Origin of the sequence: Bdellovibrio sp. (assembly GCF_047637665.1) — a bacterium.
Classification (GTDB): Bacteria; Bdellovibrionota; Bdellovibrionia; order Bdellovibrionales; family Bdellovibrionaceae; genus Bdellovibrio.
The window spans coordinates 1-23863 of record NZ_JBLJBT010000014.1 but is presented as its reverse complement, the minus strand read 5'-3'; the positions used below and the strand labels follow the sequence as shown (position 1 = coordinate 23863).

General features: G+C 46.8%; 20 protein-coding genes. 13 read left to right on the top strand and 7 right to left on the bottom strand.

The annotated features are described in order from the left end of the window. The 5 genes from uvrA to ACM64D_RS02835 form a co-directional block, all read right to left on the bottom strand. Window positions 1-2949 carry an excinuclease ABC subunit UvrA gene (uvrA, locus tag ACM64D_RS02855; protein WP_415061681.1) on the bottom strand — a complete coding sequence of 983 codons (2949 nt, stop codon included), beginning with the start codon at window positions 2947-2949 and terminating at the stop codon, window positions 1-3. Beyond that, window positions 2946-5621, bottom strand: coding sequence for a penicillin-binding protein 1A (locus ACM64D_RS02850; protein ID WP_415061680.1), 2676 nt, complete (start codon window positions 5619-5621; stop codon window positions 2946-2948). The genes uvrA and ACM64D_RS02850 overlap by 4 nt, the downstream gene beginning before the upstream one ends. Before the next feature lie 88 nt (window positions 5622-5709). Then, the gene (locus ACM64D_RS02845; protein WP_415061679.1) at window positions 5710-7134 is read right to left on the bottom strand and encodes a hypothetical protein; all 1425 of its coding nucleotides are present in this window, start codon (window positions 7132-7134) and stop codon (window positions 5710-5712) included. Window positions 7135-7232: 98 nt separating this feature from the next. Continuing rightward, window positions 7233-7664 (bottom strand): large conductance mechanosensitive channel protein MscL, encoded by a 432-nt coding sequence (mscL, locus tag ACM64D_RS02840; RefSeq protein ID WP_415061678.1) that lies wholly within the window; start codon window positions 7662-7664, stop codon window positions 7233-7235. Window positions 7665-7679: 15 nt separating this feature from the next. Further along, window positions 7680-8393, bottom strand: coding sequence for a DUF481 domain-containing protein (locus ACM64D_RS02835; RefSeq protein WP_415061677.1), 714 nt, complete (start codon window positions 8391-8393; stop codon window positions 7680-7682). Between the two features lie 131 nt (window positions 8394-8524). Here ACM64D_RS02835 and ACM64D_RS02830 point away from each other — a divergent pair, with 131 nt between their 5' ends. From ACM64D_RS02830 to ACM64D_RS02805, 6 genes are all read left to right on the top strand, one after another. Further along, window positions 8525-8785 carry a hypothetical protein gene (locus ACM64D_RS02830; protein ID WP_415061676.1) on the top strand — a complete coding sequence of 87 codons (261 nt, stop codon included), beginning with the start codon at window positions 8525-8527 and terminating at the stop codon, window positions 8783-8785. An 83-nt stretch (window positions 8786-8868) separates the two neighbouring features. Beyond that, on the top strand, window positions 8869-9531 hold the full coding sequence (ftsE, locus tag ACM64D_RS02825; RefSeq protein WP_415061675.1) for a cell division ATP-binding protein FtsE: 663 nt from the start codon (window positions 8869-8871) through the stop codon (window positions 9529-9531). Continuing rightward, window positions 9528-10421, top strand: coding sequence for a cell division protein FtsX (locus ACM64D_RS02820; protein ID WP_415061674.1), 894 nt, complete (start codon window positions 9528-9530; stop codon window positions 10419-10421). Before ftsE ends, ACM64D_RS02820 begins: the two co-directional genes overlap by 4 nt. 3 nt (window positions 10422-10424) lie before the next feature. After that, on the top strand, window positions 10425-11540 hold the full coding sequence (locus ACM64D_RS02815; protein ID WP_415061673.1) for a murein hydrolase activator EnvC family protein: 1116 nt from the start codon (window positions 10425-10427) through the stop codon (window positions 11538-11540). 4 nt (window positions 11541-11544) lie between these two features. Then, window positions 11545-12924: a S41 family peptidase gene (locus tag ACM64D_RS02810; RefSeq protein ID WP_415061672.1), complete on the top strand. Its 1380-nt coding sequence runs from the start codon at window positions 11545-11547 to the stop codon at window positions 12922-12924. Window positions 12925-12992: 68 nt separating this feature from the next. Then, window positions 12993-13556: a hypothetical protein gene (locus tag ACM64D_RS02805; RefSeq protein ID WP_415061671.1), complete on the top strand. Its 564-nt coding sequence runs from the start codon at window positions 12993-12995 to the stop codon at window positions 13554-13556. Between the two features lie 81 nt (window positions 13557-13637). On the opposite strand, the gene tig is transcribed toward ACM64D_RS02805, so the two are convergent. After that, window positions 13638-14951: a trigger factor gene (gene tig / locus ACM64D_RS02800; RefSeq protein ID WP_415061670.1), complete on the bottom strand. Its 1314-nt coding sequence runs from the start codon at window positions 14949-14951 to the stop codon at window positions 13638-13640. Window positions 14952-15064: 113 nt separating this feature from the next. On the opposite strand from tig, the gene ACM64D_RS02795 reads away from it, so the two are divergent. From ACM64D_RS02795 to ACM64D_RS02775, 5 genes are all read left to right on the top strand, one after another. Next, window positions 15065-15934, top strand: a complete 870-nt coding sequence (locus ACM64D_RS02795; protein ID WP_415061669.1) for an ArsA family ATPase — start codon at window positions 15065-15067, stop codon at window positions 15932-15934. Continuing rightward, window positions 15931-17010, top strand: coding sequence for an ArsA family ATPase (locus ACM64D_RS02790; RefSeq protein WP_415061668.1), 1080 nt, complete (start codon window positions 15931-15933; stop codon window positions 17008-17010). Before ACM64D_RS02795 ends, ACM64D_RS02790 begins: the two co-directional genes overlap by 4 nt. Beyond that, entirely contained in the window at window positions 17007-18122 is a 1116-nt protein-coding gene (locus ACM64D_RS02785; RefSeq protein ID WP_415061667.1) for a hypothetical protein, read from the top strand. Before ACM64D_RS02790 ends, ACM64D_RS02785 begins: the two co-directional genes overlap by 4 nt. Before the next feature lie 19 nt (window positions 18123-18141). After that, window positions 18142-19398, top strand: coding sequence for a glutamate--cysteine ligase (gene gshA, locus ACM64D_RS02780; protein WP_415061666.1), 1257 nt, complete (start codon window positions 18142-18144; stop codon window positions 19396-19398). A gap of 86 nt (window positions 19399-19484) precedes the next feature. After that, window positions 19485-20117 (top strand): hypothetical protein, encoded by a 633-nt coding sequence (locus tag ACM64D_RS02775; RefSeq protein WP_415061665.1) that lies wholly within the window; start codon window positions 19485-19487, stop codon window positions 20115-20117. Between the two features lie 93 nt (window positions 20118-20210). On the opposite strand, the gene ACM64D_RS02770 is transcribed toward ACM64D_RS02775, so the two are convergent. Continuing rightward, window positions 20211-21710 carry a leucyl aminopeptidase gene (locus ACM64D_RS02770; RefSeq protein WP_415061664.1) on the bottom strand — a complete coding sequence of 500 codons (1500 nt, stop codon included), beginning with the start codon at window positions 21708-21710 and terminating at the stop codon, window positions 20211-20213. 117 nt (window positions 21711-21827) lie between these two features. On the opposite strand from ACM64D_RS02770, the gene ACM64D_RS02765 reads away from it, so the two are divergent. Together ACM64D_RS02765 and clpX are read left to right on the top strand one after the other, a co-directional pair. Further along, complete coding sequence (locus ACM64D_RS02765) at window positions 21828-22466, top strand: ATP-dependent Clp protease proteolytic subunit (protein WP_415061663.1); 639 nt, start codon at window positions 21828-21830, stop codon at window positions 22464-22466. A 6-nt stretch (window positions 22467-22472) separates the two neighbouring features. After that, entirely contained in the window at window positions 22473-23765 is a 1293-nt protein-coding gene (clpX, locus tag ACM64D_RS02760; protein WP_415061662.1) for an ATP-dependent Clp protease ATP-binding subunit ClpX, read from the top strand. Window positions 23766-23863 lie beyond the last annotated feature (98 nt).

The window sequence follows — 23863 nt, the reverse complement described above, 5'->3', positions numbered from 1 at the left end:
TTATTTCCCATTTGAAGTCGCGGTATGCTCTTCTAGGTAACGTTTGAGGTACTGTCCGGTCAGGCTCTTTTTGACCTTCATGATATCTTCCGGGGACCCTTGCGCTACGATGTTACCGCCCTTTTTACCCGCTTCAGGTCCGAGGTCAATAACATAATCAGAGCCGCGAATCACATCGAGGTTGTGTTCAACCACCACGACGCTGCCTCCGGTCTCAATTAATTTATTAAGAACCTTCATCAACAACTCAACCTCCCGGAAGTGGAGGCCGGTGGTGGGCTCATCCAGAATGTAGAGGGTTGATTTTTGCTGAACCTGGGAAAGTTCTTTTGCGATCTTCAGACGCTGAGACTCCCCACCGCTCAGTGAGTTGGCGGGTTGGCCCAGTTGTAAATAATCTAAACCGACTTCTTTCAAGACACTCAAAGGTTTGCGAATATTGGGGTGAGCGACAAAGAAATTCATCGCTTCACTCACGGTCATCGAAAGAATTTCGTGAATATTCTTGTTCTTATATTGGATCTCTAAAATCTCGGGGCGATATTTTTTTCCATCGCAGACATCGCAAGGAATAACGACGTTATCCATGAACATCATGTCGATTTCTTCAAAGCCAGTTCCCTTACAGGCTGGGCAGCGTCCGCCATCCACGTTCAAGCTAAAGGTGCCCGGAGTATAGCCGCGCGCTTGAGCCTCAAGTGTCGTGGCCATGATGGAGCGGATGGCATCGAAGGCCTTCAGATAAGTGATCGGCGAGCTGCGCGCAGATTTTCCGATCGGGGATTGATCAATCAACAGGACATTTTTAATATGGTCTACGCCATCTAATCCCGCGTAGTCCTGGGCCGGAAGGTAATCTAAATCCAAAGCGCGAGCCAAGGCCGGGTAGAGAGTCTTCGTAATCAAGGTTGATTTTCCTGACCCACTGACTCCGGTGACGGCGACCAGCCTATTTAAAGGAATGACCACGTCTAAATTTTTTAGATTGTGTCCCTTCGCACCTTTGAGTTCGATTTTGACTTTGTAGCTTTCAACATCAACGGGCCGTACGACACGTAGTGGACTCCAGTTTTTCGTAGGCTTCAAGTAGGGAACGGTGTTGGATTTCTCGTAGTTGTAAAAATCTTTTGTGGTTCCTGAGTAAACGACTTCTCCGCCGAGATACCCAGAACCAGGGCCCATCTCGATGATGTGCTCACTTGACTTAATAACATCGTGATCATGCTCTACGATCACCAGAGTATTACCAAGTTCTTTGAGGTCTTTCAAAATAGAGATGAGACGATCATTGTCGCGAGGGTGAAGACCCACGGTGGGTTCATCTAAGACGTAGAGAGCTTGAGAAAGTCCCATCCCTAATTGGTTCGCAAGAATCAAACGTTGATATTCGCCGCCAGACAGGGTCCGAGTTTCCCGATTCAAAGAAAGATAGTGGACTCCCACGCGTATCAAGAACTCAAGACGCGAGCGAATTTGTTTTAACACTTCTCCGGCGACTTCTTGCTGATGGGTCGAAAGCTCCAATTTCATAAAAAACTGGTGCAGTTCTTCAATGGTGACCGACGAAAGATCATTAATATTCGAGTTGGCGATCAATACATGATTGGCTTCAGTGCGCAGTCGTGCGCCTTTACAAGTCGGGCACAGAAAGGGGCTGCGAAAGCGCGAAATGAATACGCGCACGTGCATTTTGTATTTAATCTGATCCAGGTATTCAAAAAGACCACGAACCCCGAAGAACTCCTTATCCCCATTCCAGATCACATCGCGATGAGCCTTGGGAAGATCTTTCCAAGGGGTATGCACGTCGATCTTATTCTTTTTGCAATAGCTTAAGAGCTGTTTCTTCTCATGGGCAGCGCTGGGCATCCAAAAAGGACTTAACGCTCCCTGCGCTAGACTCATGTTAGAGTTGGGAATTACTTTTCCTTCGTCGATATCCAGAATATTTCCAAATCCTTTGCAGGTGGGGCAGGCCCCTATCGGAGAATTAAAACTAAAAAGCTTCGAGCTGCTGGGCGGCGGTGTGTAGCCGCAAACAGGGCAGGAAGCTTCTTCGCTGACTTGAAGACGTTGTCCTTCGGTCGTCAGGATTGTCGCTTTTCTAGATATAAGAGTGGTGTTGTATTTGATGCTGGCTTCATAGGCTTGAGTCAAAGAGTCGGCGATACGTCCGCGCTCATCCTCATTAAAGCTCATGCGATCAATGACGAGATAGAAGGTTTCTTTGGGCAGTCCTTTTTTGATCGCGGCAGCATCCCCGATTTCGACGACTGTGCCCATTTCGGATTGAGTAATCCCGCCCGGGGCTGCAACGACAACTTCCGGAGTTGTTTTTTTGGTGGCTTTTTTGCCGGTTGCTTTTTTTGTCGCCGCTTTGACAGAGGGTTTCGATTCACTTTCTTTAGGAAGATAGATGCGAAGATAGCCGTCCTGCAAAAGCAGAGAGTGCAATTTCTTCCCCTGAGCGACGCGTCCTTCTTCTGTGATTTCCACTAGAATATAGCCACGTTTCCCGGCGAAACTTTGAATGACCTTATCCGTGGCTTCAGTGACACTTTCCTTTTCTGTGGGACAATGGTGTGTCGGGCAATACGATTTTCCAATCTTTTCAAACAACAAACGAAGGTAATCGATAATTTCGGTTGTGGTTCCGACGGTGGAACGAGAACTCTTAACGGTATTTTTTTGTTCGATCGAAATCGCTGGTGGAATATTGTTAATGCCCTCGATATCAGGCTTGGGGGCTTTATTTAAAAACTGTCGCGCATAATTGGACATGCTTTCAATAAAGCGACGCTGTCCTTCGGCGAACAAAGTTTCGAAGGCCAGGGACGACTTCCCGGAACCACTGGGACCACAAATAACCGTCATAGAGCCAACGGGAATTTTGACCTCAATGTTCTTTAGATTGTTTTGTTTCACCCCCCAGAGGTGAATATCTTTCATTCAGAGAGATCCTGTTTGTAAAAGTCTGTGGCATCTTCCGAGTTGCCGTTGGAAAGAGTGGGCTCTGTTCCTTCAACAAAAGCCTGGCGAAGAATTTTCTTCGTTCCAGCGGAAGCGAGCTTTCCGGTTTCGCTGTCAATGTTAGCAAAGACAATACCTTCGGGCACCGGGAAAGTCATCTGAGGAAGTCCTTCGTGAGCCGCTTTCATGTAATCTACCCAAATAGGTAACGCTGCCCGTCCTCCGACTTCGCCTTTACCGATACTCTTTTCTTTGTCAAAACCCACCCAGACTCCGGTTGCAATTTGGGGGCTGTAACCGATAAACCACGCGTCATAGTAGTTGTTGGTTGAGCCGGTTTTCCCAGCGACTTCACGTCCAACAGCGCGAGCTCGACCTCCGGTTCCTCCGGGATCTTCAACAACGCCTTTTAAGAGTGTTGTCATCACATAGGCGGTCGTAGGGCGAATCAACTGATCAGGATCTTGGAAGAAGATGTTCTCATCAGGCTTGGCATTTTTAGAGTTCTTTTTGGGTTCGGCCTGTTTATCAGTTTCATTAAGACTTTCAAGATAGGCCTTGCGGCGCTGTTCAAAGTCCTCAGAGATCGCCTTAATCTCTTTTTCAAAGCGACTGTCCAAGGTGACTGTTTGCAACAGGGCCTTTCCGTTGGCATCTTCAACCTTGTGAATAAGCATAGGGGAAAGACGCTTTCCTAAACGACCAAATTCGGCAAACACTTTTGTCATTTCATAAAGCGTGACACTGCTGGATCCCAAAGCCAACGTGAAGTCGGGATTGAGCGGGCTGTAAATACCAAGGCGTTTTGCATAATCCATCGCCCAAGGCACCCCAAGGTCTTCAATAATTTTTACCGTGGGAATATTTAATGATTTCACCAGGGCGTTTCGGAAGAGAATATCGCCGCCAAAACTTTTTGAGTGATTCGAGGGTTTCCAAACTTTAGGATCCCCTTGTCCTTCGGAGTCATCTGCGGAGCCACCCTCTTCATACACAATCGGAGCATCCATAATCGGAGTCGCTGGCGTATAGCCTTTATCAAGAGCTGAGGCATAGACGATGGCCTTAAATGCGGAGCCAGTTTGGCGAGGTGCTTGGATGGCGCGGTTGAACTCACTCTTTGCAAAGTTAGAGCCTCCGACCATGGCAAGAACATCCTGATTGTCTTGATCAAAGGAAATAAGCGCACCCTCAACCTGGGGTTCTTGGTCTAACTCCAAAGCCAGGTGTTTATCAAATTCAGGAAGATTTTGAGGGACTTGCTTTTTCTTAGAGGGGGACTGCAAACGATTGGAGGCGAATTTATCGCCAACAACCTTCACAAGGATGACATCGCCTTTTTTTAGGGCGTCAGAGGGCTTTTTGATCACCGCCAGATCCCAGCGCGTTTCGGTGTCGGGCTTTCGAGCCCACGTCATGGAATCAATGTCGATCAGCCCACGGGTTTCAGGCAATTCCACGTAAACCAACCCCAAGGTGTCATCGACTTTTTGTACGACCCCTTGAACGCTGTCATTGAGTTTGATGTAAGGAGGAAGAAGGGGGTGTTCCTTGCTTGCCTTCGCATCTTTGGTCGGAACAATATCCGCAAATTTCCCCTCAGGAAGAATGGTTCTTTCAGGAGTATAATCCGAAACCAATTTCTTCTGAGCCTCTTTGAGGAACTCCTTGATGTCTTCTTCATTGCTAAGGTTCTTCAGAGGCCCTCGATAGCCCTGGCGTTTATCTAACGCTTTGAGCCCGGCAAGAACGGACTCTTGAGCGGCTAATTGTTTGTTGAGATCAAGACTGGTGTGAATACGAAGACCTTTATCAAGAACCATGTCTTCGCCCAGTTGAGTGACAAGGAGCTGACGAACGGTTTCAAGAAAGAAGGGAGCGTACTCTTCATAATTCTCACGAACATAAACTTTGATGGGCTCTTTGATCGCGGCCTCAGCTTGTTCTTTACTGATGAAGCCTACGTCTGCCATGCGACGAAGAACATAGATTTGTCGTTCTTTTGCTCTGAGAGGATTGCGAACGGGGCTGTATCCACTCGGGGCTTGCGGAAGACCGGCTAAAATCGCCATCTCGGGCAAGGTCAGTTTACCGACTGGTTTGCGATAGTAGGTTTGGGCGGCCTGCTCGATGCCGTAGGCTCCCTGACCGAAGTAAATCTGATTTAAGTAAAGATACAGAATGTCTTCTTTGCTAAGATTTTTTTCCATCTCAATAGCTAAAAGAATATCGCGCAACTTTCTGGTCAGAGTTTTTTCCGAAGACAACAGCAACGTTTTCGCTACCTGTTGTGTGATGGTTGATCCCCCTTGAACAGATCGACCGGCCCGCAAGTTCGCTAGCGCTGCACGAAAAATCGCCTGAGGGTTGATTCCTTTGTGTTGGAAGAACTGATCGTCCTCGGCGGCCAGGAAGGCATTGACGATGTCTTTGGGAATCTTTCCGTAGGGAACGAGTGTTCTGCGCTCGCGAAAGAATTCACCAATCTTTTTTCCATTTCGATCATAAACCTGACTGACCAACAGAGGTTGATAGTCTTTAACGGTGATAAGTTGAGGAAGGCTGGCTTGGACAGACTTGATGATTAAGTAAGCGCTGAGGATACCAATGAGGCCGAGGGCAAAGAAAAACAGCAGGATCTTTTTTAACACTGTGGGGGGCTCCTTTTAACAAGCCCCCATTCTAACAGTGTGAACGGAGAGGGTCTAGGGACACTAGGCCGAAGACGAGGTCGAGAATCTATCGACGACCTGAGGTTTTTCCGTTGTACGCTTTGACCTTTTTTTCTACGACGCCTTTCAGTTGTGGGCACGCCGAAAGGTCTGGGTTGCTAGAAATGCTCTCAAGGATGTTTACTTGAGCTGAGATTTCACTCGAAGCATCCGCAGGACTGTACTCAGAACCACGTTTTGGAGCTGGGCCTAAACTCATCAAAGACTGGTTGGATCGATTGAGTGCGGCCTGCAAGCTGGCGCTTTTTGCTGCGAGAGTTTTTAGGTTCTCTTGCATTTTATTATAAGCCGCCTGCATTTGTTGTTGAGAACGAGTTCCCAGATCGATCACACTTTGAAGGGCGTCACTTTTCTCTTTTTGTGAAGCTTGCTTCATTTCTTCAAGCTGTGTGGAGGCCAAATTCAAACTGTTTTGAATCTCATCCATATTCGATTGAGCGTCGTTGATTTGCTGGTTGATCTCTTCTTGCTCTTGGCGCTTGGATTCATTCAAGGCGACACGTTGTTGGTCAAAGGCGCTCATGCAATCATTGTAGATATTGATAAGCTCCGTTTTTTTCTGTTTGGCTTGTGCGATATGGTTGGCGCTGGTCCCTGAAGAAACACTATCATAGGATTTTTTGGCTTCACTCACGGCCTTCATGCAGGCTCTTTTTCCAGAGGCATCGGTCATCGCAATCAGCTTGAGGGCCTTATCGCGCTGGGACTGAATTAACTGACCACGAAGTTTTAGAACCTCTGCGGATCTTTTGCGGATTTCTTCTTTAGCTTGGTTTTGGCTATTATTGAACTCAGCAATGCGCTGACGCTCTTTTTCGCCAATCTCAAGTTCCTTCTTTTTATAGTCCTCTTGGGCCTTAGTTAAAGATTCCTGAATATCTTGAACTTGCTTGTTGTAGTCGTCTTGGATTTTGGCTTTATCATCATTTAGGTCAGCCAGATCCTGCTCGACGTCTTTGATCTCTTTTTGAATCTTATCCTTATCTTGGAAGTAGTCGCGCCCGCCCTGTTGTGGACAAGCACTGCTGATTCCAGCGGTGCTTCCCGCAGGAAGGCCCAAGGCTGTAGCAAATACTGAAACGGAATCAAAAGAATCTTCTCCCGACGTCGCCGCGCATGACTTGGCTTTACTTACGCAGTCGGCTCCCAAACCCGCTTTGCGGCAGGACTCGGCAATTTTAGTTTCGGCTTGTTTGTAGTCATTTTCAGCATTTCTGCAAAGTTCGCGGCGTTCACGATCACGACGGTTGCGCTGTTCTTCCTCGTGAGCTCTTTTTGCCTCTTCACCTTCAAGGCGAAGCACAGTTTCAGACTCAGCCCAGGCGTGCTGAGAAATTCCCAAAGAAAGAGAAGTAGAAAGGATTGCTCCCGTCAGAGTGTTGATAAAGATTTTGACAACTGTCTTGTGGGTTTTGCCTGAAATCTTATTCATTTGAGTTCCTCCCCGATGATAATAGATGGTGCAATACCAGTACCAATTATCGGCAGGGATGAACAAAAGGTTTACATCTCATTTTGAGACAGCAGGTGCTATTGAACAGCGCTTCCGCAATGAGCGCACTTGCGTGCTTTTAAAGGAATAGAAGAGAGGCATTCGGGGCACTCTTTGGTATTGGGTGCTGGCGGGGCCTCTTCTTTTTTAAGCTTATTTGCCATGCGTACAATCAGAAAAATGGCGAAACCAACAATGAGGAAGTCGATCACGGCATTGATGAAGAGACCGTAATTTAAAGTGGCAACGCCGGCCTTTTTGGCAGCTTCAAGAGTGGGATATGCTTCACCATTTAAAACCACAAAGAGATTGGAGAAATCAATTTTTCCAAGGGCAAGACTAAGAATGGGGGTCAGAATGTCGCCGACAAAGGAAGAAACAATCTTTCCAAAGGCGGCTCCAATGATAATCCCCACCGCCAAATCCAGAACATTTCCACGCATGATAAAGGTTTTAAACTCTTTGAACATTGTAGTGATCCTTTCTTAGAATTTTGCGACGAGGTTCATTGTACTCGTAGTTGTCGAGTACTTACCGCCGGCCGCTGGCAAATTTTGATATTGTAATAAATAAGCGAGCTTCAACGAAAAGACCGAGTTCAACATAACATTCAAGGAGGCCTCCGTGTTGATCAAATAGGCGTCTGTGTTGGTGAAGTTCGGAAGATACTCTGCCCAGTATTTAAACGACAAAGTTTTATCCATAGACTTGTTAAATTCCGAGAAAAGACGACCTAGATTGTCATGAGTCGTGCTACCAACAGTCGGTAAAGTTTTTTGGTAACGATAACCGGCCTCGAGGAACCAATTCATGTCGTCACTTTTAATCAGAGAGTACTTAAGACCCGCATCCGTAGAATCCCTTTGGATGTAACCATTGTAGATGTCACTTTCTGCTTTTTGACCGACAAAGACACCGAAGTAATCTGTCAATTCGCGTTCATACCGAACTCCGGCCTCCCAGTTGCGAGCACTTTCGACACCGTTAGAATCTGTTTTTAGATAGCGGCCCGAGGCGGTGTAAACATTCTTATCCTGCGTGAAGACCGTTTTGGCTTTGGCGTTATAGCTTTCTGAATTGTTGTTGCCACTGACAATTACCCCGCCGGCCTCGGCTTCGCCAGAGAGGGGCTCAGCGGAAAACGCCGACGTAGAGAATAAAAAGGTCCATGCGCCTAAAACGTACAACAACTTTTTCATAATTAAATCTCCCTGAATTTACAGATAATGACTCTAGTTTTAATTGCTCATGACTCCAAGAAAAATTTGATGAGCCAGGGAAGAAATTCTGATAATGTGTCGTCTGATCATTTTTTTCTTTCAAGAGGTTCGTGGCAGTGCAAAAAGGCTTCAATTCAGACATCACGGTGCGAGGACAAAAGTACCACGTGCAGACAGAAGATTGGGGTTTGCAAAATCCGTATTTGGTAAGTCGCATCTTTTGCAATGGAGCAGTGTTAAAAACCATCAAGACACCCTACGAAACGGTTCTCAAGATGGGATCTAGTCAGACCGAAGAAGCAATCAAGCTTGCCCTGCGTCGTCAACATTCCACGATTATCGACACTCTAATGGCAGGTGGGACCCCCTAGGCGCCTTTAGAAAATGCAATTCTAATGAAAACCTCGACTTGAGGCGAGTACTCATCTTCCTTGGTCTTTCATAAGATAGAAAGATGATTGAATTCTCTCATGTCTATAAGACTTATCCAGGCCCGGTTCACGCTTTAAAAAATGTCGATCTGCGAATCGACAAAGGTGAGTTCGTTTTTCTGACGGGTCCGAGTGGGGCTGGCAAAACAACCTTGTTCAAAATGATTTCGGCCTACGATACGGCGACCTCGGGAGACGTGAAGGTGGCGGGGCACGATCTTCTTTCCATAAAGAATACGCAAATTCCCTTGTTCAGAAGAAAAATTGGCGTGGTCTTTCAAGACTTCAAACTTCTCAAAGATCGCACGATCTTTGAGAATGTGGCTCTGCCATTGATTGTTCGCGGTGACAAGGCCCCCGCCATTCAACGCCGGGTCTATGAAGTTTTGGAACAAGTGGGTCTTGCTCACAAACATGATCAGTATCCTGAGTTTATTTCCGGAGGGGAACAGCAAAGAACCGCGATTGCCAGAGCCATCATCCATCAACCCGGTGTTTTGATTGCCGATGAGCCAACTGGAAATTTAGATCCTCGCTTGAGTGAAGAAATCATGGATCTTTTAGAAAGAGTTTGTGCCCAAGGGACGACGGTTTTTGTGGCCACACATGATCACGAAATGGTGAAAAGAAGAAACAAACGAACCCTTGAACTTCGCGACGGCATGATTGTGGGAGACAAGAAATGAGACCTCCACAAAAAAATTGGGCCCTCAAAGTTTCGACCTTGGTGGTTGTTACCGCGTGTTTCGTGGTTATGGGCTCGGCGCTTTTGATCGCTCAAAATTTTAAGAATATTCTGACGTTATGGGGAGAAGACGTTCAGATGACCGTTTACCTTTCCCAAGATCTTTCTGAAAAAGGTCGCGAGTTCATCGAGAACAAGATCAAAGAATCCAAATCCGTGGGAGAGATTCACTACGTCACTCAGGAAAAGGCTTTAGGGGACTTTCGCACTCAGCTGGCAAGCTACGCCCCTGATCTGACTCAGGATGAAGAACTTTTGAAGCTGATTCCGTCCAGTTTGCAGGTTCGTCTTGCGGCAGATATTCCCGCGTCACAACAGATGGAAGTTCTACGGTCTTTGGCTGGCGAAGTGAAGGGTCTGGAGGGTGTGGATGAGGTCAGTTATGGTCAGGACTGGGTTGAAAAGTACGCCGCTTTGGTTTCGGCCATTGAGATGACCTTGCGCCTTCTCGGCATTGTTATTGTTGTCGCCGCCTTGTTCGTTATTTCCAATGCAATTCGTGCCTCAGTTCAGAACCGCAAAGACGAGATTGTCGTTTTGGAAATGATCGGCGCAACATCTTCTATGATTCGCAAACCTTTCCTCATTGAAGGGGCCACTTTAGGGTTTAGCTCTTCGGCGTTGGCGATCTTGTTATGTTTTACGATCTTTATCGGCATTAAAAACCTTCTTGTGGATAAGCTCAGCTTTCTTCGTTTGGGTGAGCATTTACAGTTTATTAGTCCGGGCCTTATTGGGGTCTTTATTGTCGGTGGGGTCGCGTTGGGCTCTTTGGCGTCCTATCTTTGTGTGCGTCGTCTTAATGACGGTTTTTCAGGAAGCCAGAGGTAAAGATTGAGCATCTTGCGTGGCCTCTTAGTTTTGATCTTGTCCTTGGCGCTTGGGGTAAACTCCCTGGCGTCCACGAACGCGGATAGTTTGGCTAAAGACTTTGAGGCGACCAAAAAGAAATTAGAAGATGCGGAGCTTAAGCAGCGGCAAACGCTTTCGGCGCTCTATCAACTTAATAAAAAAATTAAAAAGATTGTGACCGATAAGGGAAGCCTGTCTCAGCAACGGGCTTTCTTGGAAGTGAGCATTCGAACTCTCTCATTGAAGGTGGAAGATCTAGATCAAAAATCGAGGTCTCAAAAAGCTCTTTTGGCAGAACGATTAAGAGCTATTTATAAACTGGGAGGGCCGTCTTTGGCGCGCTTTCTTTTTTCTTCTTCCAGCTCAGCATCGCTGGAACGCAATCTTAAAATCTTAGGAATTGTCGCATCCCGTGATTTGGAGATGATAAAGAACTACCGTCGAGATCTTTACGACCTCCAATCAAAACGAAAAACCTTGGCGACACGGCTTGAAAGTCTCAAGTCAGTGGAAGCTAAAATTGTGGCCCAGGAAAGACAGCTTCGACGAGAGCAAGATCTTAAGGGAAAGATCCTCGACGGTATTCGTAAGAATAAGATGTTTGCCATGAATAAAATCAATGGCCTCCGCGAGAAATCGCTGCAAAACAATATCGACGATGCTGGACTGTTCGATCTTTTGTTTAAACCCTCGTTTGCAGATCAAAAAGGGGGGTTGCCTCCGCCTTTGCAGGGAGTAATTACCCAAAAATTTGGACTTATGAAAGGGGAGGATCACCCCTATACTTTATCACACAAAGGAATTTACATCGCCGCCGCGAAGGGAAGCCCTATTAAATCAGTATTTGAAGGACGCATATCATATGTGGGGGATCTTCCAGGTTTTGGAAAGACTTTGATTGTGGATCATGGAGATCACTACTACAGCGTCTATTCCCATGCTCAAGATGTGAAGGTCAATGTCGGGGACGAGATCACTCAGTCTCAGGTCATTGCTCAGGTGGGTGAGGCTCCTCCTGAGAAAAGTTCTGGATTATATTTTGAAATTAGACATTTTTCCGAACCCTACGACCCGCAACAGTGGATGAAAGGACTCTAACACTATGCAATCACTTAAACGCTACTGGAAAACCTACCTCTTGGGAGTTGCCCTTTTGGTGACCCTGTTCATCATGGCAGAGTCAGGTTTCCAAGTTCGAGCCTTCGCCCAAGAAAGATATGCGGATTTGCAGAACTTCAGTAAGGTTCTGAATCTGATTCAGCAATACTATGTGGAAGAGGTGAATACGAAGAAGCTGGTCTATGGCGCCATCAAGGGGATGCTTCGTGAGTTGGATCCACATACCAACTTTATGCCGCCGGATATCTTTAAAGATTTTGAGACCGAAACCAGCGGGGAGTTCGGAGGTTTGGGGATTGAGATTTCCATTCAAAATGGTGTTCTTACCATTATTTCTCCGATTGAAGATGCCCCTGCTTGGGAAGCGGGAATCAAAGCTGGCGACAAGGTGATTGCGGTTGATGGTACCAGCACCAAAGGCATGAGTCTTGTGGAAGCCTCTCAACTTATGCGAGGAAAAAAAGGCAGCAAAATTATTTTGCGAGTTGTCCGAGAAAATGAAGAAAAGCCTCGGGATATCACCGTGGTTCGCGGCAGTGTTAAGATCAAATCCGTGAAGTACACCGACTTGGGTGAGGGTTTTGCGTATGTGAAGGTCACAAGCTTTATTGAAAACACGGCAAAAGATCTTCAGAAGACGATTGAAAAACATATGAAAGATAACAAAGGCCAAATGAGCGGTCTTTTGATCGATCTTCGCCGTAATCCGGGTGGCTTGTTGGATCAAGCTGTGAAAGTGAGTGATATGTTCCTGAAAGAGGGAACCATCGTGAGCACGATTGGTCGCAACAAGAACGACAAAGAAGTGGCCGTGGCAACCAAGAAGGGGCCTTACACTCATTTCCCTGTTGTGATCTTGGTGAATGAATATACGGCCAGTGCCAGCGAGATTGTTTCGGGAGCTCTTCAAGACAACAAACGAGCTTTGATCGTCGGGCAACGCACATTCGGTAAAGGGTCGGTGCAGTCTGTGATTAAGTTGGGTGATGGAAGTGGTTTGAAGCTGACGGTGGCTCGCTACTACACTCCAAGTGGCATCTCGATTCAGGCGGAGGGAATTCATCCTGATATTGAAATTGAAGATGTGGATCCAGAGGCATTTTCAAAAGCGATCTTAAAGTCGCCGACCACTCGGGAAGGGGACATTGCAGGCCATCTTAAGGGAGATCGTGAAAAGGCCGCAGAAAAACTTGATACAAAACAAGGTGCTGAAGAGGGCGCTCTTGCTTGGTGGAAGGACGTGGGTTCAAAAAAGGAAGAAAAACTGTCGCCTCGCGAAAAGCTTTTCAAGTCCGATTATCAAGCATATCAAGCATTTAGCTACTTGAAGGCGTGGGATACGCTGAAAGTTTTGACGCGCTAGTTATTGATTCTCTGTTTTCGAGGCCCTACTCTGGCTGCCTTCAAGTAGACGGGCAGAGGGGGCCTTTCATGTTGAAAGTGTTGTTTTCTATCATCACATTTTGCTTAATGGCAAAAGCTCATGCTGCGGGCTTTGCCAATGGCAATGCACTGATCGCCACGCCCATCCAAGGACAAGTTCAAGTTCAATGTAACGGCTTTAATGGCTCAGGCACGGCTTTATATACTTGTCGTGATGTGGTCATGGACCCCCAGGCCTATGACTATTTTGTGGGACCTCAGGATGCTCGCGCGGACAAAGTTGAGCTGATGGCCTTTCATGAGGACGGATCTTCTCGCTCTAAGGTGAATAACTACGATGGAGCTCGCGGAAAAAGCCGAGATGCCTTCAATCTATGGATCTCAACGCTATTTCAAAAGCCATTGCTTGAGTATGGACGAAATACGATTCGCTACAAGATTTTCTCTGACAACAACACCCCTTACGCACAGGGAGAGTTTGGTGTCGTCGTTCAAAGAGGAGCGGCCCGCCAATGCCCCGCTGCGACCTATCACTCGACGGACAGCAACGACTGTAATTCCCAATACTCTATCTGCCAAAGATACTTCGAAGAATACCGTAACTGTCACTAACTGAGTTTTGTCCAGGCTGTACAAAATAAAAAGGCCCACCTTGCGGTGAGCCTTTTTTATTTGAAACTTATTGTTTCAGTTCTAGTTAGCTTCTTCTTTCAAAGAGCCCGCTGGAACTTCTTTAACTTTGACGGACTTATTCAAGAACGCGATCACTTTTTCTTCGGTGATCATGTAAGTCAGACGGCTAGCTTGTTCAGGGCGGCCGTAGAATTCACGGATGCGTTGTTCTTCAATACCTGTTTGAGCAGTGTATTCAGCGAATTTTGCGTCAAGATCTTCCTTTTTGCAGAAAAGATCGTGTTTTTTTGCAATCGCATCAACAAGGAACGAAGATTGGATCATCTCAGCCGCCGTTTTTGCAAAATCGCTATCCCACTTTTCAACATAAGAAGCGAAATCGTTTTCGCCCATGCCTTGTTCAGCCATACGTTTTTTGAAGTCTTCCACCAAAGAGGCTTTTTGTTCTTTCAACAATGAAGGAGGAACTTCTACGGGATTTTCCTTAACAAGGTTTTTCAAAAGACGGTTTTTGAAAGCGTCGTCGATACGCTTTTGTTCAGTTTGCGCCAAATCGTCTTCGATAGATTTTTTCAAAGAAGCGAGATCTTTTGGTCCGCCCAAAGTCGCCAAGAACTCTTCAGTCAACTCTGGCAAAACTTTCGCTTTGATTTCGTTCAAAGTGACTTTGAACTCGACTGGTTTACCAGCAAGCTCTGCAGAGTGATAAGGATCTGGGAATTTCAAAGAGATTGTTTTGGATTCGCCGGCTTTCATGCCAACAATGCCATCTTCGAAACCGTCGATGAATTGTTTAGCACCAAGCTCAAGGTGGTGATTTTTTCCAGAGCCATTTTCAAGAGGAGCTCCGCCCATGAAACCTTCGAAATCGATCACGGCAACATCGCCCAATTTCGCGGCACGAGCTTCAGAAACCGTTTCAAAAGTAGCACGAGAAGCACGGATATTCTCAAGAACCTGATCCACTTTCTTTGGATCAAATTCATACTTTTCTTTCTCAACTTCAAGACCTTCATATTTCTTCAGGCTGATTTCAGGGCGAACATCAAAGGCCGCAGAGAAAGAGAAATCCTTGTTCTCAGAAGGATCCGCAAACTCAAATTCAGGATAGCTGATGGGCTCAAGCTTGTGCTCGTCCAAAGCCATTGCATAGTGTTTCTGGATCAAATCTTGAACCACGTCTTGTTTCACGCGATCACCGTAAAGACTTTTGATGGTCGTCAAAGGAGCTTTTCCTTTACGGAATCCTTTGATGGTGACGTCTTTTTGGATGCCATTGAAGATTTTTTGGAAAGCAGTTTGAACAGCAGTTGCGGGAACTTCGATATTCAACTTTCGGGACAAATTAGAGACTTTTTCTACATTCGATTTCATGTTTTTGTTCTCCTAATAAAACCGATGGATATTAGAGGAGGAGCTGACTGAAGGCAACGCTATCGCAGCGCGTAATGCCTATATTTACCAGGTCAGAGACACTCTAAGAACCTATGAAGCAAGAGATTCACTTTGTGACCGGAAAAGGGGGCGTGGGAAAGTCGGTGGTTGCCGCAGCCCTGGCCCTAAAGAAGAGCAGGGAGGGGAAAAAAGTCCTCCTCGTAGAACTTGGGGATCAGAGCTTCTATAAGGACTTCTTTGACTTGCCAGCGGTGGGTTACCAGCCAACCTCTATTGCTCCGAATCTCTCTTTGGCGCTCTGGACGGGGGAGGCCTGTCTTCAAGAATATGCCCGTCATTTCATCAAGGTGGAAAGTCTTGCAAAACTGTTTTTCGAAAATGCGGTTATGAAGGCCTTCATCAACGTGGCCCCGGCCTTACCAGAGTTGGCCATTATGGGAAAGGTGACAAGTGGTCCCCGTAAACACGGTCCGGCTTTGCCTTTTGATTGTCTGGTCGTTGATGCCTTTGCTACAGGGCATTTCGTGGCTCTTTTGGAAGCCCCCAAGGGAATGGCTCAGGCGGTGCAGTTTGGGCCGATGGGAGAACAAAGTCGCAGCATCGATGCCTGCATTCGCAATAAAGATTTAACAAGCTATCATATTGTGACTTTGCCTGAAGAGTTACCCGTCAAAGAGGCGACCGAACTTTTGCAGCGCTTGAAGGCCGAGTTCGAGATTTCCGCTGACTTGATCATGAACAAGGTGGTGACAACGACCATACCTCTGGCCTCGCTCAAGGAGGCTCAAGGGGAAGCGACGGACCTTGGGAAGTTTGCAGCCTATATCGAGTATCAGCTAGAGCATCAGCAAGGGATTCTTGAAAAAGCGAAGCAGGTGACTTCTGATCTGCAGACGATCCCCTTATTTTTTGAAACCAATGCGTGGCCCCTAGTCGAAAAAATTGCTGAGGTCCTGCGATGAGTCCGACAATTTTTCAGGACACCAAAGTGCTTATTTGCGTCGGCAGTGGCGGAGTCGGGAAGACCACCGTGGCAGCCTCGTTGGCCGTGCTCGCGGCAAAAGAAGGAAAGCGCGTTCTTGTACTGACGATTGATCCGGCAAAACGTTTGGCACAGACCTTGGGGATAGAAGGCAGTAAAGATATTACTAAGGTGCCGGGGCAAAATTTTGCCGGCGAGCTTTATGCTTCCGTGATTGATCATAAAAAAACTTTTGATGACTTTGTAGCACGAGCGGCCCGCCGGGCGGAATCGGCAGAGAAGATCTATAAAAACCGATTGTACCAACAGCTTTCGACCAACTTGAGTGGTTCGCAAGAGTTCACTGCTTTGGAAAAGCTCTACTCGTGTTATGAGTCTGGCGAATTTGATCTGATCATTTTAGATACGCCGCCCACCAAGCACGCGATTGATTTTCTGCATGCGCCTCAAAAACTTTCGGCTTTATTTAATGAAGGCGTTGCGAAGTGGTTCCGAGATCCCGAAGGAAAGAAATCTGGATTTTTTGGTCAACTTTTGCAAACGGGGACCCGCCAGGTACTCAAGATTTTAGAGACCCTCACGGGTTCGACGTTCATTCACGAGCTAGGTGATTTCTTTACCAACATCGAACAGTGGCAAGAACAGTTGCTTAAAAGGACGGTCGATGTCCATCGTCTGTTGGTGGCCCCCTCGACGCAGTTTTGCCTAGTGACCTCGTTTGATCAGGCCAAGCTCAAAGAGGCCGAATATTTTTCAAGGGAGATCAAAAAGGGCGGGTATCACCTGACCACGGTGGTTTTAAATCGAGTTTTCCCTTATTGGCTGGACCTCCGATCGGAGGACAAGTCGCAAAAGGGCCATGGGGATCTTGTGAGCTTGTACTCGCAAATGAGGTCCTACTACAATCAAAGGGATCTGATTTACCAGCAGTTTGAAGCAAATATTCGCAAAGAGGCTCGAGTGTTTCGCATCCCCGACTTGGTGAAAGATATTTCAGATCTAAGTGGGCTGGAAGAACTGAGTGGCTTGATCGCTGAGGGAGAAAAGAAAACGTGAAAATCTATTTGATGACTTTTCTTTTGGGACTTTGTGGATGTTCGACCTTAATAACTTCGCATGAAAGCCCCGAGGTTCCTCGTCTTAAGCGCGAGTCTGAAGAGGCCGAGTTGATCAACGCAGAAAAGTTCATAGCTTTGGCGCGTTTTGAAGAGGCTCGAGTTTTATTTCGTGATTTTCAATGGCGTCATCCGCAGTCCGTATTTCTTCAATCGGCTCGAATGGGAGAGGCTCAAGCTTTGGAGGGCATGGGGCGCTTTCAAGAGGCCGCGAGGTTGGATCGAGATATCTATTTGAAGACTTTAAAAGATCAGCCTGCGATCGCCGCGCAATCTCTTTATCATATGTCCTTTGTCTATGAGGCTTTGGGGGATGATATGAAGACGGTGGCAGCACTGTTGGATGCAAAAAAGCTAGCAGAGCACTTGCCAGTCGAAACGGCGCTGGCTGAAATTCCAGCTCGTTTGGCGGCCGTGTACGCGCGCCAAGGAAGAGAATCTGAGGCCATCTCTTATCTTAATGAGGCCGACAAAGGAATTGCGAAGGTGGTCGCGGCCAAGGGCCCCCCTCTTCAAAAAGAGTGGCTGGCAAAAACTTATTTTCAGATGGGCAGTGTTTCGACCAATCAGCTTTCTGTCGACACCTTCGAGGAGTTCGTGCGGGGGCAAAAGTGGGTGCAAGTCTATTTGATTAAGTCGTTGCGCCAAGAGGATCCCGCGTGGTCACTGCGAGCTCAAGACAAATTGCAGGAAATTTATCGTGATCTTTATCTCCAATTTGAATCCACGCGAGACCAGCGTGAACTGCAAATACGCTTGGGTGGGGATCTTATTGACTTGATCGATCAGGCGGAACTTTATAGACCTTTTGCGGATCAAGTTCCAAATGTCTATGAGCAGAGCTTCTTCCAGTACCTGAGCGAGGTTAGGAAGAAAACCGAAAAAGTATTATATGGAAGTGGAGAGACCATGAGTCTCACCGAAGAATCGCAGAAGCTCAACAGCCTTAAACGGTCGGGCCGAGTCAAAGCCGACTCTTTGTTGCCAGAGGAGCAGAAGTCCTCTATACCTCTTCCTCCCAAAGTTGTTCCTAAAGAAGATCCGAATTTATAAGAGGAACGAAGGAGTCACGGTGGCGAAATTAACACTACACAAACAGACACTCGCCAATATGGATGCCATTTGTGCTTGGTTCTCACAGAAGACCGGCAACTTGTCTTATCCGATTTATTCTAGTTATGACATTCGTGATTCCGGTTATAAGATCTCTAATGTCGACGCGAATATTTTTCCTGCGGGGTTTAATAACATCTGTCCGACTGACAAGGAAACGTCAGAGGGATTGATGAATAAGTACATCACTAAACACTACGGGGCGGGCATTAAGAATATTCTGTTAGTTACGGAAGAACACACCAACAATGCGTTTTATTGGGAAAACGTACACACCATTCGTAATTTGATCGAAGCCAGTGGTCGTGTTGTGAAAGTCGCTATACCCAAGGATCTTCCCGAGCCTTTGATGTTAACAAGTTCTGCTGGAAACGAAGTGACTGTTCACTCGGCCTTAAAAACAGGAGAACTTTTTAAGACCTTTAAGCCCGACTTGATCATTAGCAATAATGATTTTTCCGAGGCCTACGAAGATTGGGCGGCGACGGTGGCCGAGTTCCCGATGAACCCTCCCCGTGAGTTGGGTTGGTATCAGCGTAAAAAGAGCACCTATTTTGAATACTACAATCAGCTTGTGAACGAGTTTTCCCAGATCACTCAAATCGATCCGTTTTTGATGAGAGTGGAAACAGAACTTTTTGAAAATTTCGACATCGGGGATGAGTCCAGTCGAGAAGCCTTGGCACAAAGAGTGGATGCGATGTTGGCGCGCCTTCGAGAAGACTATCAAAAGCGCGGCATCACTCAAGAGCCGTTTGTCTTTGTGAAGAACAACGCCGGAACATACGGCCTTGCGGTGATTCGAGTGGGCTCAGGTGCAGAAGTTAAAGAATGGTCTTATAAATCTCGCAAGAAGATGAAGGCGGCCAAGGGTGGGCGGGACGTCGAAGAGGTTATTATTCAGGAAGGAATTCCGTCCATCGTGCAAGCGGATGGTGCCAGCGCAGAGCCGGTGATTTATATGATCGGCTGTGACTTGGCGGGGGGATTTTTAAGAACTCATGCAGAGAAAAGCTCTACCGAAAGCCTGAACAGTCCGGGCGCTGTGTATAAGCGCCTTTGTGTTTCCGATCTTGCGATCAATACGCCAGGCTGCCCTCAAGAAAACGTTTATGGTTGGACCGCGAAGCTGGGACTTTTAGCTATTGCGATGGAAGCCCAAGAGATGGGGGCGGAGTTTAAGGGGTATCAACCCGTCGGTTGTGGAAAGTCTTAAAAGGCGGACTAACGGCCAGCAAATTCTAAAAAAACCGAGGTCCTCTTAAAAGATCATGTTATTCTACACCAAAGAGGGCCGGGCTTATGCGAAAATTCTATGGTGTGTTTTCTTTGTTTATTCTGTGCTTTGTGGTGGGATACTCCGTTATCTATTGCACCACGGACCAGGCTCAGGTGAATCGCGATCCCGCGGCAGTAAGAAACAATTTTGATTTCTCTCATCTAAATGGTGAAAAGCTTCATGAGGCGGTCAAACAACGTCTTTTGACCGGCCTTGAGCTGCGCAAAACGCCTGCGGGGACTGGCATTGGTTTGGGACACTTTGTTTTTGTGGATGATCGTGGGCAAAAGAAGCTGGCTTGCCAGGAATTCGGCAAAGTTTTTTTAAGCTTTGAGGCCGAAGGGGTTTCAGTGGCTGGCGAAAAGCCGGTGATGGAGATCGAAGGCCGTTGTGAGTACTCTCCTGACATGACAAAAATAAGTCCCCTGTTTGTGCCGGTGGCAAAGATCTTGGGAGAGCGACCTGGAGACGGGGAGTTTCAATTTAATGAAGGAGCACCGGTGACAGTTCGATTTTCAAATCTCCCCGAAGAGTGGCCACGTACCTGGCTTCTTAAATCTGTGAAGCTCTTCAATGAGAAGGCCTCAGAAGCTTTGGTGATTGAGAGTGACGAGGTGGCGCGCCACCTGGGGCATCCCATGGTTCTTTCTTGGTAAAATAGAAGAAAGATTTTTCTAAATTAAGACATAAAAAAACCCCTCTTGATTTCAAATCTTGAGGGGTTTTTTGTTGGAATCTCTTTGAGCTAATTAAGCGTGTTGTTTTGCAAGCTCGACGAACGTGCGAAGCATTGCGCCGGAAGCCCCTTTTTTCGGGCAATACGGAAGACGATTTCCGACAGCCCATCCAGTGCCTGCAATGTCAAAGTGGGCCCAGGGAATACCCTCGCCAACAAACTGTTCTAGGAACGCCGCCGCTGTCGCGGAGCCTGCACCTTTAGTGTAAGACATGTTAGAAAGATCTGCATAAGTGCCTTTCATGTCTTTTACGTGGAAGTCACAAAGAGGCATATTCCAGACCCACTCGCCAGACTCACCAGCCGCTTTTTCAACTTTGTTTTTCAAAGCCGAGTTGCGTGTGAAATAACCAGTGTGCGTATTTCCCAAGGCAACAACGATGGCTCCAGTCAAAGTGGCAGCGTCGATAATGACTTGTGGATTCAACTCTGTCGCGTAAGAAAGAGCATCCGCCAAGATCAAACGGCCTTCCGCGTCCGTGTTGTTCACTTCGAAAGTCTTTCCGTTGCGAGCGGTGTGAACATCCCCTGGTTTTGTAGCTTCAGGACCTACAAGGTTTTCAGTAGAAGCAACCAAACCTACAGCATTGATTTTGAGTTTAAGTTTCGCAATGGCAAGCAATGTGCCGATAACATTTGCGCCCCCGCACATGTCATACTTCATTTCTTCCATGCCAGCTGAAGGCTTAATGCTGATTCCGCCGCAGTCAAAAGTAAGACCTTTACCAACAAAAACGACAGGCTTCTTAGAGGCCGCAGCGCCTTTGTATTCCATGATAATAAAACGAGGCTCTTGAGCAGATCCGTTGGAGACACCCAAAAGACCACCCATTTTTTCTTTTTTAATACGCGCCTTGTCCCACACAGTGACTTTAATGCCGGTGCCTTTGGCAGCATCAACTGCCGTGTTGGCAAGGATTGTGGGAGTCATATAGTTTGCAGGCATATCACCGAGGCGGCGAGAGAAGTTTGTGCAAGTACCAAGGATCACGCCTTCACTGAAGCCGGCTTTAACCGCTTTGTCGGTCGCAAGCTTAGTGACGACGTGAACGTCGATCTCTTTTTCTTCTTTTTTAGAAGACATTAATTCGTTGAAAACATAAGACGTCAGGATCAATCCTTCAGCTGTGGCTTTGGCGAAGTCCGCCGCGTCTTTTTTGCTGGTGGTGATACCATCGAAGTGCAAAGCCGCTTCTTTGACTCCGGAAGCTTTGATGGCTTCAAAAGCCGCCGCCACAGACTGACGAACGCTTTCATGGTCAATTTCATTCTCTTTACCGAGGCCGACAACGATCACGTGACGGAAGCCTTTGTAGTTGAGTTCACGGAAAGTCACCGTTTCTTGGTGCTTACCAGTGATGGCCTTGTCCTCCAAAGATCCCGCAAGTCTTTTGTTGAGCTCAGAATGAGTCACTTTTCCAGGTTTATCTTTTTGAGAAGATGATTTGGAAAACACGACCAAAGCCGGGCATGTGAGTGTTTCGATGTCTTTGTTAAGTAAATTGAATGCCATAAGAACCCCTTAAAATGATTCAGTTTTGTCAAACTTCAATAGATGTAGCACAGCAGTTGAACGGGTCCAAGGCTTTTTGATAAAGTCCTGCGTAAGTATTCCGATAGGTAGCAAAGAATGACACCTCAATCACAACCACAGGAGACAGCAGTGGCACTCATTCCATACGTCATAGAGCAGACCTCAAAGGGTGAAAGATCATACGACATCTACTCCCGCCTTTTAAAAGACCGCATCGTGATCCTAGGATCTGCGGTGACAGATGAGGTTGCCAACGCGATTATCGCACAGTTTCTTTTCTTGGAAGTTGATAATCCAGACAAGGACATCCACCTCTACATCAACTCTCCCGGCGGAAGTGTCTCTGCAGGTCTTGCGATCTACGATATTATGCAATTTGTAAAGTGCGACGTGGCAACATATTGCATGGGGATGGCAGCAAGTATGGGTTCTTTGCTGTTGACGGCGGGAACACAGGGAAAGCGTTACAGTCTTCCTAACACTCGTATTATGATCCATCAGCCGCTCCTTTCTGGAGGCGGATTGTCAGGACAAGTAACGGATATTGAAATTCATGCTAGAGAGTTGCTCAGAACAAAAGAAAAACTCACTCGCATTTATGAAACGCACACAGGCAAACCGTATGATTTCTTGAGAGAGCAGATGGAAAGGGATAACTTTATGGACCCTTACCAAGCCAAGGAATTCGGATTGCTTGACCACGTTGTAGAATCTCGAAAAGCAAAAAAAGGATAATAAGCGATGACAACGAAAGACACTAACGGCGCATTGAGATGCAGCTTTTGCGGCAAAGGCCAAAAAGAAGTTAAAAAGCTGATTGCAGGGCCCGGCGTTTACATCTGTGATGAGTGTATTGATCTTTGTAATGATATTATCGACGAGGAAAAAGAGCGCGAGACGGCGGTCAAAGGGACTTTCAAAGTTCCCAAACCCTCGGACATTAAAACGTATCTTGATGACTATGTGATCGGACAAGTGCAGGCGAAGAAAACTTTGGCTGTTGCTGTTCACAATCACTACAAGCGTGTGAATGCCTTGTCTCAAGGGAAAAAGGCAGCCGATGTTGAAATGCAAAAGTCGAACATCTTGTTGATCGGTCCTACGGGATCAGGAAAAACTTTGTTGGCTCAGACGATTGCTAAAATTTTGAATGTGCCTTTTGCGATGGCGGATGCGACGACTTTGACGGAAGCCGGTTATGTCGGTGAAGACGTCGAGAATGTTGTGTTGAACTTGTTGCAGGCAGCGGACTACGACGTTGAAAAGGCCCAAAGAGGTGTGATTTACGTGGACGAGATCGACAAGATCTCTCGTAAATCTGAAAATCCTTCCATCACGCGTGACGTGAGTGGTGAGGGTGTTCAGCAGGCTCTTTTGAAGATCCTTGAGGGAACTGTGGCGAATCTTCCTCCAAAAGGGGGACGTAAGCATCCACAGCAAGAGTTCATCCAAGTAGATACAACAAATATTTTGTTCATCGTGGGTGGAGCTTTCGTGGGTCTTGATAAGATCATCGAAAACAGAACTTCGAATAAAACGATGGGTATCGCCGCAGATATTCGTACGGCGGAAGAGGTCGAGAAGAGCTCGAACCTCCTTGCTAAGGTAGAGCCGGATGATTTGTCTAAGTTCGGTTTGATCCCTGAGTTTATCGGTCGTTTACCGGCGATTGCGGTATTGGGTCAATTAGATGAAGAAGCTTTGATGGACATTTTGGTGAGACCCAAAAACGCCATCACCAAGCAATACCAAAAGCTTTTCAGCTTTGAGGGTGTGGAGCTGAAGTTTACGGACAAAGCTTTGCGTGCGGTGGCACAGATGGCTTTGAAACGGAAGACGGGAGCCCGGGGTCTTCGCGGAGTTCTTGAAACGGCGATGTTGGATATCATGTACGACATTCCTTCTAAAGCAAATGTGAAGGAAGTTGTGATCGACGAAAATGTGATCAATGATGGGGCTCAGCCGATGTTGGTGTACAAAACTGACGAAGAAATTCAGGCGGAAGAAGAAGCTAAAAAGAAGAGCTCTGCCTAGAGCAGAGCTTGTGCAAATGAGTTAATAATAAAAAAACCAGGGGATGATCTGTACCCCTAAAAAGGTACTGATTAATAAAAGGGAACTTCAAGGAAACC